Consider the following 17,388-nt stretch of genomic DNA (forward strand, 5'->3'; position numbering starts at 1 on the left):
TCATGGAAACGACTTGCCAACAGCCTCATATAAAACCATAACGCCTGCCTTACCGCTGCAATTCCCGCTCAACGCGGTGCACGGTATCCGGCCAGACCTGCTGCGGGTCGGCATTTTGTTTGGCAATATCGTTCAGCCGCCGCGTAATGATGTTGTGTACCGATGGATATCGTTCGCCAAAAAAGGCATCCGGCACATGCTGTGCCGATTCGGCAAATACGGGTCCCGTTGCCTGCCCGCCGAAGAAAGGCTCCTTCTCTTTCATGACCGGTGCATCGAACACACCTGGAGCGGACGGAAACAGATTCGTCGTCTTATATTGCTCCAGCTGATTCTCTGGACTCTGCAGCCAGCGAATGAGCTCGAAGGCCTCCTTGGGATGTTTGCTGGATTTCAAAATGGAGATAAAGGAGCCGCCATTATTTCCGTCTCCACCAGGAGCGCGAGTGACACGCCACTGGCCAGAAGTATCCGGTGCCGCCTCCTGAAGCACCTGCTTCATCCAGACCGCGCCAACGAAGGAGGCGATCTCTCCATTATTCATCGCCGCATTCCAGGCCGGTGTCCAGCCGTCGGTATTAGCCAGCAGTCCCTTTTCTTTGAAGGCAACGGCTGTATCCCAGCTTTTGCGTACAGCAGGGGAGTCCATGCCGATGAACGTGCCATCGGGACGGAAATAACGCTCGGCAGCTTGGGAGAGCACTTGGTTGTAAACGCTTCCAATGTTGTCGGTCAGAAAAACCTTCCCACCTAGCTTCTCCTTGATCTGTTCCCCGGCAGCAGCATAGGCATCCCAGTTATTGATCTGACGCGCAACCTCCTCCGGTTCGGATGGCAGACCTGCTTGTTTGAAAAGATCAGCGCGATAGAAAAGGGCTGTCGGTCCCGTGTCCATCGGAAAACCAATCATCTGTCCGCTTGGTGTCACACCCTGCTTCCATTTCCAAGGCAGATACTGATCCTCGATCTCCCCCGCGCCAAGATCATACAAATTATAGAAACGATCTTCACTTGGGAATAACTCCATAATCCAGTCGTTAAGGGCAACAATGTCCGGCTCACCTGAGCGTGCGGCGAGAGTGGTTTTGAGCTTGGCTTTGAAATCTCCACCAATCTTCTGCGCAGTCAGTTCAATATTCGGGAACTTTTCCTTGGCCTTGGCAATGAGCTTATCATCAATGGAGCGGTTCCAATACCATAATGTAAGCGTTACCTTTTTGTTGGACGCTGAATTATCCTGTCCCGGCCAGATAGAGCATCCGCTGATCAGCAGGACACAGACCATGATAATGGCTGTCCAGTAGGTTCTTTTTCGGCGGATCATGTGCATAACCCCCTCATCATTAGGTTTGAGGCAAGAAGTGTTCAAGAAAAGTTTAAGGCAGCAATGGCAGCTCGACTGTCTGGACTACACGAATCTCGACTGTCTGGACTACAACAATAGTGTATGAACAGTTTCTAAACTCATACCCAATATTCCGAGAACGAAACACAAATATGTGTCCATTGCGTAACATAATTTCAGTAGTTACTAAAAAAATAAAAGTTACTTGACACAATATAATTTTTATTCTAAACTAACTTACATTAAGTAACTAATGATGGTGAGAAAAATATAGATATGTTCCATTGCTATGCAAAGGGTGGCATACAAGGTTTGCTTTGAGGTTGCTATATCTGAGCCAGCTGTAACAGTGATCCAAGATCACATTGGCTGCGAATGCACTATATTATGAGAAGAACATGGCTTAACAGGAGGAACGAACGATGATCAATTCACATATTATTCAACTGCTTGCCCCTAAAATTCAGACTTTTCCGAGTGGAAAAGAATTCATATATCTGGTGGGACCGATTAAACTCCCGGTTAACCTGGATGGAGAGACACGCACATTCCAGTGGTACAGCTGGCTGAAATCGGACAAAGCGATGGAGAGCGGCGAACTGATCGCTTCCCTCGCAGATGCCGAGCTGGCCGAACGCCAGCAATCCAGCGTGCTGGTGTATGGTGACTTCGCTGAAGCACAGGATGCGCTCATCCGTATGCACAGCATCTGTCACACGGGCGATATTTTCGGCAGCAAGCGCTGTGACTGCGGCTTCCAGCTGGAGCAGTCCATGAAGATGATTGCTGCACATGGCGCAGGTGCGCTGTTCTATCTTGCGAATCATGAAGGACGTGGCATTGGCCTGTTCAGCAAAGCGATGGCTTATATTTTGCAAGAGGAAGGTCTGGATACGGTAGATGCGAACCTGCAGCTCGGCTTCACCGATGATGCTCGTAATTATGACGATGCGATTGCTGTACTGCGTGCGCTTCGCCCGGCTCCGGTGACGTTGATCACGAACAACCCTCGTAAACTGGCTGCTTTGCAGGAAGCAGGGCTAAATGTCGGTGGACGTGTTCCGCTGTGGGGAGATCGCTCTGCGTACAACGAGAAATATCTGCAAACCAAAGTAAGCCGTTCCGGTCACCTGGCAGACAGTGCCGGTTTGGCTGGGGAAGAGACGCTGCTTCCGCATGCGCAGGCGTGATGTAATCAACGAGCTGATATGAAAAGAAATGAAACGAGAAATGAAAAACGAAATAAGGGGCCTCAGGCCTGACATAAGTGGGCTGCTACTGCACTTTTTCACATGAAAAGGAGCATTAGCAGTCTTTTTGTCATTACCCGATTTGTGTTCGAAGTGGCTTGCCGTTGATGTGTGACGGATTATACAATATAGGCAATCTGATAAGTGCAGGAGGAACGAAGGTGCCATTTGAGGGACAGCGTATTTTGCCAGCTGCGAAGAGCATGAAGCAGTTTGAAGCGATAATCGAAGGCCCTTATACCTACGGGGTCATGTTGGAGACGCATATTGCACAGCTTCAGAGCATGATGGAGCAGGCGCGACGGTACGAGAAAAATATTCTGCTGCATGCCGATCTGGTACAGGGGCTGAAAAATGATGAATACGCCGCAGAATATCTGTGCCAGCATATCCGTCCGGCAGGACTGATCTCTACACGGGCCAGCATCATCCAGAAAGCAAAGCAAAAAGGCATTACGGCCATTCAGCGGGTATTTCTGCTGGACACACATGCACTCGAGAAAAGTTACCAGCTGCTTGCCAAAACACAGCCTGACTACATCGAGGTATTACCCGGGGTGATCCCGCATATTATCGCGGAGGTATCCGAGCGAACGGGCATTCCCATTATTGCAGGCGGTTTGATTCGTACACCGGAAGAGGTGGAGCTTGCTCTTGGGGTTGGGGCAGCGGCAGTAACAACATCCAATGCTGATTTGATCAAACATTTCAAGAAATCGCTTACATGATTATGGTATATACAGGAGGGTTTCGTATGGAAAAATTTATTCTGGCCCTGGATCAGGGCACAACAAGCTCCCGAGCAATACTTTTTAACCACAGCGGAGAGATTGTACACATCGCACAGCAGGAGTTTCCGCAGTATTTTCCCAAGCCGGGCTGGGTGGAGCAGAACGCCAACGAAATCTGGAGCTCTATTCTGGCGGTCATGGCATCATGTCTGGCTGAGAGCGGCATCAAGCCCGCACAGATTGCAGGGATTGGCATCACCAATCAACGGGAAACAGCGGTCGTCTGGGATAAGCAAACGGGCAGACCAATCTATAATGCGGTGGTATGGCAGTCCAGACAGACAGCATCCATCTGTGATGAGTTGAAAACGCAAGGGCTTGATCACCTGTTTCATCAGAAAACAGGTCTACTGATCGATCCATACTTTTCGGGCACGAAAGTGAAATGGATTCTGGATCATGTGCCTGGTGCCCGCGAACGGGCCGAAAGGGGAGAGCTGCTGTTTGGCACGATTGACAGCTGGCTCATCTGGAAACTGAGCGGCGGAACACATGTGACGGACGTATCCAACGCCTCGCGTACCCTGATGTACAACATTTACGATCTGCAGTGGGATGATGAATTGCTGGGGATTCTGGATATCCCTAAAGCGATGCTGCCAGAAGTGCGTGGCTCCTCGGAAGTATATGCACATACGATAGATTACCACTTTTTCGGTCACCGGGTTCCGATTGCAGGGGCGGCAGGGGATCAGCAGGCTGCGCTCTTTGGCCAAAGATGTTATACCAAGGGCAGTATGAAAAATACATATGGCACCGGGTGCTTCATGCTCATGAACACGGGAGAAGTGCCAGTGCAGTCCGACCATGGGCTGATTACAACGATTGCCTGGGGGGTTGACGGCAAGGTGCAATATGCACTGGAGGGCAGCATTTTCGTGGCAGGGTCTGCTTTGCAGTGGCTGCGGGACGGTCTGCGCATGCTTCGTTCCTCCAAGGATAGCGAAGACTATGCCAAGCGGGTACCGACAACGGATGGAGTCTATATGGTGCCAGCCTTTGTCGGGCTCGGAAGTCCGTATTGGGACAGCGATGTGAAGGGAGCGGTGTTTGGTCTTACCCGCGGCACAACGAAGGAACATTTTATCCGTGCAGCACTGGAGGCGCTGGCTTATCAGACCAAGGATGTACTGGGAGCGATGGTGACGGATTCGGGTTATCCGGTTCATACTTTACGGGTGGACGGTGGTGCGGCAGCAAATGATTTTCTGATGCAGTTCCAAAGCGACATTCTGGGCATTCCGGTGGAGCGTCCGTCGGTGAACGAAACGACAGCACTTGGGGCAGCGTATCTGGCAGGTCTGGCGGTCGGCTTCTGGTCCGGGGCAGATGAACTGAACAATCATGATCATACGGAGCGTGTCTTCGAAGCGGTGATGGGGGACGATGAGCGGCAGCAGTTGTATTCCGGCTGGCAGCGAGCGGTGAAGGCTGCGATGGCTTTCAAATAAAGCCCGTTATACGGTTGGGAGACAAGGACAGCGGAGAATTTTTCTCTATTACACAAATGGTCATTTGTACTTTTTCGTTAAACTTATGTTATTAATGAGATTTATTGGTGGAAAAAGATGTATGATTTACAGGGATTATATTCCTGGTATGCATGAAGGGGTTGCCCACAATAAGGAAAATTGAAAATTTAGTGGATTGCTTTGAAAATACATCCTTGTGCTAAAAAAACTTTTTGAAATTTTTTTGAATATTGTGTCAAATCAGGCCTTCACGCCGCCGAAAATCTGTGATAGGATTATGTTACAAGTTAAAAAATGATGTCTGGAGATCGGGAGGGACCACGTGCGTTCAGCAATTGCTGAGCGAATGACGTGGTCCTTTTTTTGTTGTTTTTTTAGAGAAAATAAGGGAAATAATGGGGGGGCATCATATGACGATCATGTTCTCGGCAGCACAACGAACAGAAATGATGGAGCAAATGTCGAATGCACAATTTGACGTTTTGATTATCGGAGGCGGCATTACGGGAGCAGGCATTGCATTGGACGCTGTGTCTCGTGGGCTGAAGACGGCTTTGGTGGAAATGCAGGATTTTGCGGCAGGTACATCAAGCCGCTCGACCAAGCTGGTTCACGGGGGCTTGCGATATTTGAAGCAGTTTGAAGTGAAAATGGTCGCCGAGGTAGGGCGGGAGCGGGAGGTTGTCTATGAGAATGGTCCGCACGTCACGACACCTGAGCCGATGCTGCTGCCCATCTACACGGACGGTACATTTGGCCGTTTCAGCACATCCATCGGTTTGATGGTGTATGACACGCTTGCGGGAGTGAAGCGCAGTGAACGGCGGCAGATGTTGAATGCCAGTGAAGCTGCTGCGGCTGAGCCTTTGCTGCGGAAGCAGGGGCTGCTGGGAGGCGGGCGTTATGTGGAGTATCGGACAGATGATGCTAGACTTACCATTGAAGTCATGAAGGAAGCCGTCCGGCGCGGAGCGCTGGCGGTCAACTATGTGAAGGCATCCACCTTCCTGAAGGAAGATGGGATCATTACAGGCATTCAGGCGGTGGATCAACTGAACGGAAGCGGTTATACACTTCGGGCCAAAAAAGTGATTAATGCTTCGGGGCCATGGGTGGATACGCTGCGTGAAGTGGATGGCTCGCGCCAAGGCAAAACGCTGCAGCTGACCAAGGGTATTCATCTGGTATTTGATGGTGCACGCTTTCCGCTGCGGCAGGCGGTTTATTTTGATACACCCGATGGACGCATGGTCTTTGCTGTGCCGCGAGACGGCAAAACCTATGTAGGTACAACAGATACAGTGTACCGGGAAGACCCGGCGCATCCGTTAATCTCGGAAGCCGATCGTGATTATGTCATTGATGCGGTGAACGGTATGTTCCCGGATGTCCAGATTCGTGCACAGGATGTCGAATCCGGATGGGCAGGTGTGCGTCCGCTCATTCATGAGGAGGGCAAGGGCCCTTCCGAGATTTCACGTAAGGATGAAGTCTGGGTATCGGATTCAGGTCTGATTACGATTGCTGGCGGTAAGCTGACGGGATATCGCAAAATGGCCGAGATGGTGGTTGATCTGGTTGCACGTCAGCTGCAACAGGAATATGGGGACAGCACTGGCCCGTGTGTCACCAAAAAGATGCCCATCTCTGGTGGGCACGTTGGCGGCTCGGCCGGATACGTATCGTATACCGAGCGCAAAATCAAGGACGGTGTTGCATTGGGACTGGATCGGCGTGTGGCGGAGCGTCTTGCCCGCACCTATGGTTCCAATGTTGATGCCCTGTATGAGCGCATGCCTGAACCGCGGACAAAGGCGGAGCTTCATGGCATGCCGCAAGAGCTTTTGCTGATGCTTCGTTATGCAATGGAGGAAGAGATGGCGGCTACGCCAGCAGATTTCTGGGTGCGCAGAACGGCAGATTTATTTTTTCGCATCGACGAGGTCCGTCGTTACAAATCAGCAGTCAGCGCTTATATGGCAGAGCAGCTTGGCTGGTCCGAACAGCAGACGGAAGCTTACATGAAACAGCTGGATCAACTGCTGCTGGAAGCATCCGGAAAGAGCTAGGGCGGCAGGATTTTGTAGATCTGGGTCGAATGGAACATGTAAGCGCGTAACACAGAGAGGGGATTACATCCATGACATTACAGATCGGTATCATTGGCACGGGTTGGTTCAGTAAAGTACACGCAGATATTATTACTCGTATGGAAGATGTTCGTGTCGCTAGTGTATGCGGGACAACGCTTGAAAAGGCGGAAGCAATGGCTTCCGTATATGATGCTGCCGGATACGAGCAGCTGGAACATATGCTGGATGGGGAGAAGCTGGATGCCGTATACATCTGTGTACCTCCGATGTCTCACGGGTCCATTGAAGCTGAGTTGATTAAGCGAGGAATACCTTTTCTGGTGGAGAAACCGCTGAGTACCGGAATGGACATACCGCTCCACATCGTAGAGCAGGTGCAGCAGTCAACCTTATTAACTTCTGTAGGGTATCACTTCCGTTATCAGGAGGCGGTCCAGGTGATGAAGCAAGCGATGCAGGAGCAGAAGGTGGGCATGGCACTGGGGCGCTGGATGGGCGGAATGCCTGGAGTCAGCTGGTGGCGTCGCCAGGAAGGCTCGGGAGGGCAGTTTGTCGAACAGACGACACATATCGTCGATCTGCTCCGCTTCTGTGCAGGTGAAGTGACAGAGGTCTACGCCGTGGCAGCCCAGCGCAGCATTCATGAGAAGCATGAGCATGTAACCGTGGCCGATGTGGCCAATGTGACGCTGAAGCTGGAGAGTGGTGCTATTGCAAGCATTGCGAATACGTGCCTGCTGCCTGACGGAGAAGGCGGGGCGGGACTTCAATTTTACACGGATGCCGGTGTATGGGACTGGACGCCAGAGCGTTTGCTTGTGCCGGATGCAGCTTCACATCCGATGGCAGGACTTGAGGTTGCAGCGGGGCATAACCCGTATGAACGGGAGAACGAGGCATTTATTCATGCCCTGCGAACAGGTGACCGTTCCCGCATTTTGTCCGACTATGCGGATGCCTGCCGCACACAAGAGATCACAACCGCTGCACAGGCATCGGTGGAGTCAGGGCTGCCTGTGCAGCTCCAGTCTTCATCGCACATCGCTCGTTAGAAGAGAAGTCATAGCTGCCGTAAAGAATTCAGAGGCGGTATGCTAGTTGTAACTTAAAGCTTCGACCGATATTCGATGGAGTTTTAACACGCTTCAGCAGAGCTTTTACCGAAAGCTGCAAAACTCAAATACGCCTGCAATCGGAACCTTTTTCTCTATGGTCCTGGTGCAGGCGTATTTATGCTATTGGAAAAATGGTAGGCAGCCGCCGTTACATGAGAATAAGGGACTACGCTCTTTAACCAAGCTACTTCGTTTGCTGCTGCTCTTTCAACCAGTCCGAGGACCAGCTGTAGATTTGACTAATGACAGGTTCGATGGCTTTGCCTTTAGGTGTAAGCTCATATTCCACACGGGGAGGAATCTCGGGATACATATGCCGGGTGACAATGCCTTCCATTTCCATTTCTTTCAGACGTTCTGATAACAGTCGCCCGCTAATGGCCATTTCGGCCTCCAGCTCTGTGAACCGTTTGGGTCCGGACAACAGCTGATACATGATCAGCAGCACCCACTTTTTCCCGATGATATCCATCGCTTGAGTAATCAAGCAGGGACTTGGAGATTTAACTTTTCTCAGCTTCAACGTGTTTCACCTCGATTCATAACAGATATGACATATTACGCTATATAAAAGGACAAAACGTTCTGCCGCTCTACAAAATACAAGCACCTTCCATAAAGATAAAGGGTTACTTCCAAGTATGATGAAAGGTCACTACAAAATATACTGTAACATACCTTTTGTATGTATTATACATCATTTCAAGAAAAATTACTTGAAGAAATTATCTTATTATTATATACTCACTTCATAAAAGTAAGTTTGTGAATAATAATGTGTATTGAATTGATTTCTAATGTTTAGTGAAAACGAAGCGGATAGTTCTTCCCAAAACTCAGTTCCTTTAGAGGACTTTTACATATATTACTATTGCATTGTTGGGTATCCACCCCAATTTTTTAAACTTTAAAAATAGCATCTAGTTATAGGAGGATCACGGAAATGAAAAAAGTGTTGGGATATGTTTTCTTAGTCGTACTGGCGGGAGTGTTTGTCATGACGGGGGTTAATAAAGTGACAGGAGCCGAGATGATGATCGAAACATTCGAGAGCTTCTCTTATCCAACCTGGACGATGTATTTGCTTGGCGCATTGGAACTGCTGAGTGCAGTAGGACTGCTTATTCCGCGTACCCGTATTTTGGCTTCAGGTGTACTGACCTTCATTCTGATTGGAGCTGTAGGCAGCCACCTGATCTATGCACAATATGCGGCTGTTCCGTTCCCGGCTGTACTGCTTGTAGCTAACATTGGAGTGCTGCTGGTAAGCCTGCGCCAACTGGAAGAAGAGGAAAGCCTGGAGATGGTACAGGCCTAATGCCGACCTGACAAAGCTCCAGGGCAGAATGAGGAGCTGGCGCTCGCTGTGTTCTGCATTTTGTATTCAAGCAGGGCCAGTTTCATGTTTCAAGTGTGATGGGATCAGATGCTTCGCTGCCCGCGTTTTACGATTCGCTGTGTGTGCCTGGTGTCCGATTGCTCGATCCAGTCGGCACATACATGGCGTACCCACTCCGGGGTAGCTTTACTGGCATCGTTAAGCCAGTTGCTGACAGAATTTTGTACATACAAGTGGTCATCCGATTTTACTGCGGATAATAACGGAAGAGCCATCGCCGGATTTTCCTTCAACGGCTGAATATGTTTCGCCCATACCCCGCGAGGCCGGGTAGATTCAATAGCAAAGCGTCTGATCATCGGATCAGGGTCGGTGCTCCAGGGGATCAACGCTTGAAGAGCTGCCGATAGATCAGCACGGATGGAATCCCGTACAGCCATCCAGGCAATCTCTCTCACGCCAAAGTGATGATCAGCCGCGAAAGCACGAATCTGTTCGAGCTTCTCTGTCACCTGCAGTTCGGGATGAAGTCCGATAATATAAGCTGCCCAGCAGCGAACACTGTCTGAACGGTGCTTTGCAAGAAAGTTGAAGAGTTGTTTGTTTTCTTGCTCAGGCCGTTTCTCCATATACTCCAGCCACTGCCTGCCAATCTCGGGGATGACTTTCATAATGCGCTGTTCATCCTTTTTTCCGAGTCTTGCGGTAACCTCCCGAGTGGAGACAGGTACAGCTAATTCACGCGTAATTTGCTCCAACAGAAGAACATGATTGACGGCCAGCCATTCGGTTAAATTCACGGATTCAATCGTTCCTGATTGCAGCAGACGGTGGATGTGTGCCGGGATTTCAGTGGCTTTACGCGCACCTTTGCGAAGCAGAATATCTTCAGGGATAGTAACATCTAAGTGATTATTCATTGTATAACCTCCTTGCTTGTCTGAACTCATTATGTATACCATACAATGGAACAGAGTGCAGAGATGTAAGCTGGCTTACATCTCTAAGCATGGAGAAGGTGTTTAACGGAATGTCTCGAGCTCACTTGCATGAAGAGCAACCGATTTAAACGAGGTACGTATGCGGCCTGCCTGCGAGAGCTCTTTCATCGCAGCCGTAACGGATTCTCTGGAGGCGCCAGCCATCCAGGCAATTTCCTGATGTGTTATGCCGAACTGGATACGGCAGTACCCATCCTCTTTCGTCCAACCGTTCCGTTCCGCCAGCCGGCACAGGTTATGCATGATTTTGTCATGTAAATTCCCGAGTGCAAGCGTTTGTGTCAGCTCACTCATTTGCTTGATCCGCGCACTCAGCACGTTCATCATGCTCATCATAAATGCCGGATGCTCCACTAAAAACTGCTCGAATCGTCCTCTGTCCATCAAGCAGATATCACAAATTTCTGTTGTTTCAATATATAAAGCGCGTGTACCAAGCGAAAGTTCATTCATCTCTCCGAAGACGTTACCTTCACCCAAAATATCCACGGTGAACTGCTTGCCTTCCGGATTTAACGTGTACAAGCGAACCTTTCCCTTTTTGACAAAATAAAAACCTTCCGTAAACGTATCGGGTGTCTGAATCGTTGTATGTTTAGGGAACGTTGTAATAGACGTCATGCTGTCCATCTCAATCAGATCTGCTTCAGATAAGGAGGACATGAGGTCGAATTGAGACAGGTACAGGATCTTATTCATAGGGCTCCTTTCACTGGACGTAGAAAAGTATAAAAAAAGAAGAACCCGATGAAGCCAGGGTTCTTTCGCATTCTGCCTTCCTATACATGGAAGGTGAACTGTTTATTTATGATCATATGCTGTTCTGACTATAGTAGCTTTTTGAGTTGAGAGACGCGTCCTTGGCTGATGCCAAGTTTCTCCGCGATTTGCTGTTGAGCCAGGCCTGGATGCTGTTCAATAATTTCTTTCATCTGTTGCAGCATACGTGCTGTCTTGGGCCTCAAGTCGGGGTAGTCCTGGCTTGCCGCCATATCTCCATCATTCCATGAAGGAGCAGCGGGTTTGGAAGCAGGACGCTCTTTAGGTGGAGAAGCCTGTTTATTCTCAGGTACGAACCAGTCGGGAGTGTCATCTGGGTGTTTTAATTGAATTGCACAAGTCCTGCAGATGAATTGCTCTTTGAAATACATTTCCGTATCCACGTCACCGCAAAAAATACACAATGTTGATTTGTACTTTCTTAAAATCAACTCTTTCCCTTCAATGAAAAATTCAAGCGGATCGCCGATATGGATTTCCATTGTATCCCGCATTTCTTTGGGAAGCACAATTCGTCCGAGACGGTCCAGAGATCTCTTCATTCCGGTTCTTTTCATCGCATCTCCCCCGCAATATTAACATTAAAACCTGTCCTTATTGTAAGGAAGAAAGGGCTTTAATACAACAATAATATTTCAAAAAATAGGGATTGTTTCTACTATTATGGGAAAATAAGTTTGTGTTTACGGGAAAATAAGTTTGTGTTTACGGAAAAATAAGTTTGGAAAGCGCGGGAGCGACGGCCAACGTGAAGAGAGCTGCCAATACCATGGAAATACTGGAGATGGTGCCTGTCAAAGAACTCAGTTCAAAGGCTTTCGAAGTTCCCGTGCCGTGAGCACCTGTTCCAAGCAGTGTACCTCGTGCGATCTCGCCATCAATGCGCAGCATTTTGACTATAGAGGGTCCCATAATTGCGCCGAGAAGCCCTGTCATGATCACAAATACTGCTGTAACCGCAGGAATTCCCCCGATGGAAGCCGACACATTCATGGCAATCGGTGTTGTAATCGAGCGTGGAATCAGGCTGTGAATCAAGCCGGAGTCCAGATGCAGCCATTTGGCGAGCAGGGCGGAGGAGAGCACGGCAACGACCGAACCCGTCATCACGCTGACCACGATCTCGGATATATGTTTTTTTAACACATGAAAAAAGGTATATAGGGGCACGGCAAATGCAACTGTAGCGGGCTGCAGCAGCAGACTGAGCCATTTCCCCCCGCTGCTATAAGCGGCGTAATCTGTCCCGGTGGCGAGCAGTACACCTACAACCAGCAGTGGTGTGATGAGCAGAGGCGAGAGGTATACTTTGGGCAGGCTGCGATACATGCGTTTGGCAACCCAGTAGATTCCGACCGTTAACAGCAAACATAAAAATCCAATCATCCCGTGTGACGCTCCTTTCGTTTGGCAATACGTGTAGCAACCAGGCCCGTGCAGGCCATAACCAGAAACGTGCTCAGCAGCACGATAAATAAAATCTGCAGTCCGTCATGCTCCAGCATCGGCATGTAATTCATGATGCCAACGGCCGACGGGATAAAAAATAAAAGCAGTTCGCCGAGCAGCCACGCCGCTCCCACCTCAATCCACCGCAGCTTTACAATACCGGTCTGCAGTAGAATAAATAGAATGACCATTCCGATTATTGAACCGGGTACAGGCAGATGGAGAGCACGGGCCAGCTGGTCCATGAGCAGTGAGAAAACCATTAACAGCGCAACCTGCGCAATACCGATGCCCCATTTTTTCACCTGAATCCCTCCTTGTATATCCGTGTAAGATTTCATGAATTTGATATGATTAATGATTTTTTTGAAAATGAAAGGAAACGTTGCTTCGTATCACAAATTTTACAGTGCATCTTTTCATGAGTAAAATGCATATTAAGAATGTTTTCTATTCCATTTATCTATGACAAGGACATGAGCTTACGATGGTAAAAGAAGGAGTGGGGTTAGGCCATGGATATTCGCCATCTGCAATATTTTCTGGAGGTTGCCCGGCAGCAGAGCTTCACAAAGGCCGCCGAGGTGTTATATATCACGCAGCCTACCATTAGTAAAACCGTGAAAAGTCTGGAGGATGAGCTGGGCGTTACATTACTTGATCGCTACGGTAAGCAAGTTCAATTAACGGATGCGGGGCATGTCTTTTTTCGGCAGGCACTGGAGATTGAAAAATCGTTCCGCAGTCTCTCCTCCGAGCTTGACGATCTGATGAATCTGAAGAAGGGTCATCTGCGTATCGGTCTGCCGCCAATGGTTGGATCGAGCTTTTTCCCGATGATTATCGGGGAATTCCACAAAGCGTATCCACAGGTGAGCATACAGCTGTTCGAGGATGGTGCCAAAAAAGTAGAGGCAGATGTGATCAGCGGGGCTTTGGATATTGGTGTGGCGGTGCTGCCTACAGTGGATGAGGTGCTGGATCATTTTGTATTTGTGCATGAAAAGCTGAATCTGCTCGTACATCCTTCACATCCGCTTGCAGGAAAAGAGTCGGTGGCGCTTCAAGAACTGGAACAGGATGCGTTTGTTTTGTTCCGGGAGGACTTTGCGCTCCATGATCGCATTATTGTGGCTTGTCAGCAGGCGGGTTTTCAGCCGCGAGTGGTCTATGAAAGCTCGCAATGGGACCTGCTGAGCGCGATGGTAGCCGCCAATCTGGGTGTAGCTCTGCTGCCAGAGACGATCTGTCGTGAGGTGGACCATATGCGTGTGCGGATTATTCCGGTCGGGGAGCCGGTTATTCCGTGGCAGCTCGGCATGATCTGGCGGAAGGACCGGTATCTTTCTTTTGCCGCGAGAGAGTGGATTGCCTTTACCCAGTCGAAGCTCGGAGAACAGGTGAAATGATGGCGGATCATTGATACAATGAGGAAACGGAATGTAGGAAAAGAGAAAGAGATTGATGATAATAGAGGGGAAGAGCGCGATGAGATAATAAGAATAAGTAAGATGATGGACCAGCGTGACAGCATAGAGGTAATACCAATACTGATGGAGGTGCGAAATTTATGAAACTGCGGGTATCCGCTGTACAATATCAATTGCAAACGATTCGTTCATTTGAGGAATTTGCCGCACAGGCGGAGCATTACATACGGACAGCTTCCGAATTCGGAACGGAATTTGTGCTGTTCCCTGAATTTTTCACAACCCAATTAATGTCCATTGGAGACGCACAGGGGAATGCGCTGACCATTGAAGATTTGCCCGAATTTACGGAGCAGTATGAGCAGTTGTTCGTCTCACTTGCGGCCAAGTATAACATGCATCTCATCGGGGGCACACATGTCATTCGCAAGGAAGGCAAGCTGTACAATACAGCGCATATGTTTTACCCGGATGGACGGATTGCACGCCAGGCGAAGATTCATATTACGCCAACCGAAGTGACGGAGTGGAACATGGCTGCGGGTGACGGGCTTGAAGTGTTTGACACGGACAAAGGGCGCATAGCGATGCTGACCTGTTACGATATTGAATTTCCAGAAATCGTACGTATGGCAAAAGCAAAGGGGGCGGATGTTATTTTCTGTCCTTCCTGTACGGACGATCGCCACGGCTTCTATCGGGTACGCTATACAAGTCATGCCCGTGCGGTGGAAAATCAGGTATACGTTGTATTAACGGGAACGGTGGGTCATCTGCCGACGGTGGATTTCATGCGTGCCAATTATGGACAAGCCGCTATTATTACGCCGAATGATGTACCCTTCCCGCCGCGAGGCATTCTCGCGGAAGGTGAGATCAACAACGATATGATCGTCACCGCTGACCTTGATCTGGATCTCTTGTACGAGGTGCGTGAACGCGGTTCGGTAACGACTTGGCGTGACCGTCGCACAGATATCTACACGGATTGGGAGTAGAGGAGTAACATGTGTTTCATCATCTGAGCTTGGGAAGGAGGCACAGGCAGAATGTATATGAAGGAATTACTGATAACTGCACCCGCTGGTGATGGCAAAAAGGGCAGGGCTAAAGCAGTCATTCGCAACTATGCAGCGCCCGACTTTGAAGAGCTTATTCGCATTCAGGCGGAGAGTTTCCCGCCGCCATATCCGGAGGAGCTGCTCTGGAACAAAGAGCAGCTCGGCAGCCATGTGCAGCATTACCCCGAAGGGGCGATCTGCATTGAGGTTGATGGGGAGCTGGCTGGATCAATGACCTCACTGCGGATGCAGTGGGACCCGGCACACCCAGCCAGCCATACGTGGGCCGAGATAACGGATGACGGGTATATCCGCAATCATCAGCCGGATGGAAACACACTGTACATCGTTGATCTCTGTGTGCGGCCGAAATATCGGAAGTGGGGACTAGCTCAGCTTATGATGCAGTCCATGTATCATCTTGTGATCGCGCAGGGGATGGATCGTCTGCTTGGGGCAGGACGAATGCCAGGTTATCATCTGGTGGCCGAACAGTTTTCGGCAAAGCAGTACCTGGATCAGGTTGCTGCTGGCGAAAGGCATGACCCGGTTATTTCGTTTTTGCTCCGCTGCGGGCGTATGCCTGTTGGAGTAGCTGCGGATTATCTGGATGACGAGGAATCCTGCAATTATGCGGCTCTGATGGAGTGGCGTAATCCGTTCCGATAAAAAGAGGTTTGTGCATGTGCACTGTGTCAGCGGGTCCGCGTGTCTATGCACTGTGTTCATGAATCCCCATGTCTATGTGATTGTCCACAGTCTGCTGTACCAGGTTCGATTATTATTCTCCAGATCGCTACTTGTTGAACCAGACTGTTGCACTGAATACATATTTAAAAATAAGGAGGATTTATCTATGGAATTTACACGTATTACATCTATTCAGGACCCATTGTTCGCCCAGATGCACAAGCTGATGCAGGAGATTTTCCCGCCAGAGGAAGTGCTGGACTTTCAGCTATGGGCTGAGCCGCTGGAAGACCCCGGCATCCGGGTGTTTGTTGCTGTACATGAAGGCCAAGTCGTTGGTGCAACAGAGTACCGCTATTATGAGGACTGGAACGTAGCCATGACGGATTTTACGATTATTGGACGTGAAGGCCTGGGCATTGGTACCTTTTTGGCGAATCACCGCAAGCGTGATCTGCAGCAGCTCGCCGCTGCAAACGGTAAAGAGCTGTTCGGCATGTTCGCTGAAATCTACAATCCGTATTTGAGTCAGGATCATGCGTTTGGCGGTATTAAACCGATGGACCCGTACGTGCGGCGCGAAGTGTTGTCGCATCTGGGCTATCACCGTCTGGATTTTCCATATGTGCATCCATCCTGGCAAGGTGACGGTGAAGCCGTAGGGGGCTTGGATCTGTGCTTTATGCCTGGCGACGAGTCGCTGGTGGAGCTGCCCGCAAGTCTGGTGGCTGATTTCCTGAATCGCTATTATGCTGTGCTGCCAAACAAACCGCAGGAATGGCTTGCCATGGTAGAGCAGCTGAACGCTCGTGAATCCGTAGCATTGCGTCCGCTGTAGGTGAATGAGCGCGGAGACGAGGCGTACAATTCATTATTTAAGAAGTGACACGATGATATAGATGCGATAGCTAGAACCTGGACAAGTGTAGGTAGGCAAATGTAAGCAGGTAAACGTAAGCAGGCAAGAAAAGAACAAGCCCTGCTACAAGTAAAATTGTCAGCTAAAAGTACAAGTAGAAGATGCCAGAGAGTAGCAGCAGAAGCGGAAGTACAAGTACCACCAGTAAAGTACGGTGCCGATAAAGTAAAATCACAAGCACCGATCAAAAGTACAAGTACAATTATCGACTACAAGTAAAAACACGACAGCCAGTAAGTGTATCATTATAAGCAAAAACATCCGTACAAATACAAGCAGAAGTGTCAGTATAAATGCAAGTACCGGCGACAACTAGAAGCACCAGTACCAGTACCAGCACCAGCACCCGTACCAGCAACAGAGTTGCAAAAGTAAAATTACAGTATCTTGCAGGTGAATTTTAAGGGCGATGGGTGCAGTGTTAACACATGGCAGTCCACATCAGTAAGAGTAAAGACTCACTTTTCAGACCACACAGATGGTTTGTGCGTGGGTCTTTACTCTTTTCTAATTTCTATAAAGATGAGAGATGATGAGAAGCAGTGCGAAGATCATGCTGGTTGTTTTACAGCGAGGGGCATATCCGGGAGTGGGAGTGCAGCGAAATTTTATTAAGTAGAGATTCAACGCAACGAGGGTGATTATCTCTAGTC

Annotated in this window: 17 protein-coding genes; 10 read left to right on the forward strand and 7 right to left on the reverse strand. The window is 49.3% G+C overall.

Translation table 11 applies throughout. The features are described from left to right. Positions 1 to 49: 49 nt before the first annotated feature. A complete protein-coding gene (locus HNR77_RS04220) occupies positions 50 to 1,324 on the reverse strand; it encodes an ABC transporter substrate-binding protein (protein ID WP_184181026.1) in 1,275 nt (424 codons plus the stop codon). A gap of 443 nt (positions 1,325 to 1,767) precedes the next feature. Here HNR77_RS04220 and HNR77_RS04225 point away from each other — a divergent pair, with 443 nt between their 5' ends. The 5 genes from HNR77_RS04225 (at position 1,768) to HNR77_RS04245 (ending at position 8,003) form a co-directional block, all read left to right on the forward strand. Further along, on the forward strand, positions 1,768 to 2,535 hold the full coding sequence (locus HNR77_RS04225; protein WP_184181028.1) for a GTP cyclohydrolase II: 768 nt from the start codon (positions 1,768 to 1,770) through the stop codon (positions 2,533 to 2,535). Between the two features lie 221 nt (positions 2,536 to 2,756). Continuing rightward, positions 2,757 to 3,323 (forward strand): glycerol-3-phosphate responsive antiterminator, encoded by a 567-nt coding sequence (locus HNR77_RS04230; protein ID WP_184181030.1) that lies wholly within the window; start codon positions 2,757 to 2,759, stop codon positions 3,321 to 3,323. 26 nt (positions 3,324 to 3,349) lie between these two features. Next, positions 3,350 to 4,837: a glycerol kinase GlpK gene (glpK, locus tag HNR77_RS04235; RefSeq protein WP_184181045.1), complete on the forward strand. Its 1,488-nt coding sequence runs from the start codon at positions 3,350 to 3,352 to the stop codon at positions 4,835 to 4,837. 431 nt (positions 4,838 to 5,268) lie between these two features. Further along, a complete protein-coding gene (locus HNR77_RS04240; protein ID WP_221443681.1) occupies positions 5,269 to 6,927 on the forward strand; it encodes a glycerol-3-phosphate dehydrogenase/oxidase in 1,659 nt (552 codons plus the stop codon). Positions 6,928 to 6,998: 71 nt separating this feature from the next. After that, complete coding sequence (locus HNR77_RS04245; protein WP_184181047.1) at positions 6,999 to 8,003, forward strand: Gfo/Idh/MocA family protein; 1,005 nt, start codon at positions 6,999 to 7,001, stop codon at positions 8,001 to 8,003. A 247-nt stretch (positions 8,004 to 8,250) separates the two neighbouring features. Here the strand turns inward: HNR77_RS04245 and HNR77_RS04250 are convergent, their stop codons facing one another. Further along, positions 8,251 to 8,538 carry a winged helix-turn-helix transcriptional regulator gene (locus HNR77_RS04250; RefSeq protein WP_184181311.1) on the reverse strand — a complete coding sequence of 96 codons (288 nt, stop codon included), beginning with the start codon at positions 8,536 to 8,538 and terminating at the stop codon, positions 8,251 to 8,253. Between the two features lie 471 nt (positions 8,539 to 9,009). On the opposite strand from HNR77_RS04250, the gene HNR77_RS04255 reads away from it, so the two are divergent. After that, entirely contained in the window at positions 9,010 to 9,384 is a 375-nt protein-coding gene (locus HNR77_RS04255) for a DoxX family protein (RefSeq protein WP_184181049.1), read from the forward strand. Between the two features lie 104 nt (positions 9,385 to 9,488). Here HNR77_RS04255 and HNR77_RS04260 read toward each other — a convergent pair whose 3' ends face one another. From HNR77_RS04260 to HNR77_RS04280, 5 genes are all read right to left on the reverse strand, one after another. Continuing rightward, on the reverse strand, positions 9,489 to 10,325 hold the full coding sequence (locus tag HNR77_RS04260; RefSeq protein WP_184181051.1) for a HEAT repeat domain-containing protein: 837 nt from the start codon (positions 10,323 to 10,325) through the stop codon (positions 9,489 to 9,491). A gap of 102 nt (positions 10,326 to 10,427) precedes the next feature. Continuing rightward, positions 10,428 to 11,105 (reverse strand): Crp/Fnr family transcriptional regulator, encoded by a 678-nt coding sequence (locus HNR77_RS04265; protein WP_184181053.1) that lies wholly within the window; start codon positions 11,103 to 11,105, stop codon positions 10,428 to 10,430. Between the two features lie 128 nt (positions 11,106 to 11,233). Next, positions 11,234 to 11,743: an AbrB/MazE/SpoVT family DNA-binding domain-containing protein gene (locus HNR77_RS04270; RefSeq protein WP_111270659.1), complete on the reverse strand. Its 510-nt coding sequence runs from the start codon at positions 11,741 to 11,743 to the stop codon at positions 11,234 to 11,236. A gap of 148 nt (positions 11,744 to 11,891) precedes the next feature. Further along, positions 11,892 to 12,572 carry a CidB/LrgB family autolysis modulator gene (locus tag HNR77_RS04275; RefSeq protein ID WP_184181055.1) on the reverse strand — a complete coding sequence of 227 codons (681 nt, stop codon included), beginning with the start codon at positions 12,570 to 12,572 and terminating at the stop codon, positions 11,892 to 11,894. Continuing rightward, positions 12,569 to 12,940 (reverse strand): CidA/LrgA family protein, encoded by a 372-nt coding sequence (locus tag HNR77_RS04280; protein ID WP_145404607.1) that lies wholly within the window; start codon positions 12,938 to 12,940, stop codon positions 12,569 to 12,571. Before HNR77_RS04280 ends, HNR77_RS04275 begins: the two co-directional genes overlap by 4 nt. 210 nt (positions 12,941 to 13,150) lie before the next feature. Here HNR77_RS04280 and cidR point away from each other — a divergent pair, with 210 nt between their 5' ends. The 4 genes from cidR (at position 13,151) to HNR77_RS04300 (ending at position 16,654) form a co-directional block, all read left to right on the forward strand. Continuing rightward, positions 13,151 to 14,044, forward strand: coding sequence for a cidABC operon transcriptional activator CidR (gene cidR / locus HNR77_RS04285; protein WP_184181057.1), 894 nt, complete (start codon positions 13,151 to 13,153; stop codon positions 14,042 to 14,044). Positions 14,045 to 14,205: 161 nt separating this feature from the next. Then, the gene (locus HNR77_RS04290) at positions 14,206 to 15,063 is read left to right on the forward strand and encodes a carbon-nitrogen hydrolase family protein (RefSeq protein WP_111270688.1); all 858 of its coding nucleotides are present in this window, start codon (positions 14,206 to 14,208) and stop codon (positions 15,061 to 15,063) included. Positions 15,064 to 15,114: 51 nt separating this feature from the next. Continuing rightward, positions 15,115 to 15,795 (forward strand): GNAT family N-acetyltransferase, encoded by a 681-nt coding sequence (locus HNR77_RS04295; RefSeq protein WP_184181059.1) that lies wholly within the window; start codon positions 15,115 to 15,117, stop codon positions 15,793 to 15,795. Between the two features lie 187 nt (positions 15,796 to 15,982). Further along, positions 15,983 to 16,654, forward strand: a complete 672-nt coding sequence (locus HNR77_RS04300) for a GNAT family N-acetyltransferase (RefSeq protein ID WP_184181061.1) — start codon at positions 15,983 to 15,985, stop codon at positions 16,652 to 16,654. The last annotated feature ends 734 nt before the right edge of the window (positions 16,655 to 17,388 follow it).

Origin of the sequence: Paenibacillus sp. JGP012 (genome assembly GCF_014203995.1) — a bacterium.
In the GTDB taxonomy this organism is placed as follows: Bacteria; Bacillota; Bacilli; order Paenibacillales; family Paenibacillaceae; genus Paenibacillus; species Paenibacillus silvae.

What these genes read in the sequence shown, in the direction of transcription:
- HNR77_RS04220 (WP_184181026.1), bottom strand. Translation starts at nt 1,324, where the DNA reads ATGATCCGCCGAAAAAGAACCTACTGGACAGCCATTATCATGGTCTGT.
- HNR77_RS04225 (WP_184181028.1), top strand. Translation starts at nt 1,768, where the DNA reads ATGATCAATTCACATATTATTCAACTGCTTGCCCCTAAAATTCAGACT.
- glpK (WP_184181045.1), top strand. Translation starts at nt 3,350, where the DNA reads ATGGAAAAATTTATTCTGGCCCTGGATCAGGGCACAACAAGCTCCCGA.
- HNR77_RS04240 (WP_221443681.1), top strand. Translation starts at nt 5,269, where the DNA reads ATGACGATCATGTTCTCGGCAGCACAACGAACAGAAATGATGGAGCAA.
- HNR77_RS04245 (WP_184181047.1), top strand. Translation starts at nt 6,999, where the DNA reads ATGACATTACAGATCGGTATCATTGGCACGGGTTGGTTCAGTAAAGTA.
- HNR77_RS04250 (WP_184181311.1), bottom strand. Translation starts at nt 8,538, where the DNA reads ATGGATATCATCGGGAAAAAGTGGGTGCTGCTGATCATGTATCAGCTG.
- HNR77_RS04255 (WP_184181049.1), top strand. Translation starts at nt 9,010, where the DNA reads ATGAAAAAAGTGTTGGGATATGTTTTCTTAGTCGTACTGGCGGGAGTG.
- HNR77_RS04260 (WP_184181051.1), bottom strand. Translation starts at nt 10,325, where the DNA reads ATGAATAATCACTTAGATGTTACTATCCCTGAAGATATTCTGCTTCGC.
- HNR77_RS04265 (WP_184181053.1), bottom strand. Translation starts at nt 11,105, where the DNA reads ATGAATAAGATCCTGTACCTGTCTCAATTCGACCTCATGTCCTCCTTA.
- HNR77_RS04270 (WP_111270659.1), bottom strand. Translation starts at nt 11,743, where the DNA reads ATGAAAAGAACCGGAATGAAGAGATCTCTGGACCGTCTCGGACGAATT.
- HNR77_RS04275 (WP_184181055.1), bottom strand. Translation starts at nt 12,572, where the DNA reads ATGATTGGATTTTTATGTTTGCTGTTAACGGTCGGAATCTACTGGGTT.
- cidR (WP_184181057.1), top strand. Translation starts at nt 13,151, where the DNA reads ATGGATATTCGCCATCTGCAATATTTTCTGGAGGTTGCCCGGCAGCAG.
- HNR77_RS04290 (WP_111270688.1), top strand. Translation starts at nt 14,206, where the DNA reads ATGAAACTGCGGGTATCCGCTGTACAATATCAATTGCAAACGATTCGT.
- HNR77_RS04295 (WP_184181059.1), top strand. Translation starts at nt 15,115, where the DNA reads ATGTATATGAAGGAATTACTGATAACTGCACCCGCTGGTGATGGCAAA.
- HNR77_RS04300 (WP_184181061.1), top strand. Translation starts at nt 15,983, where the DNA reads ATGGAATTTACACGTATTACATCTATTCAGGACCCATTGTTCGCCCAG.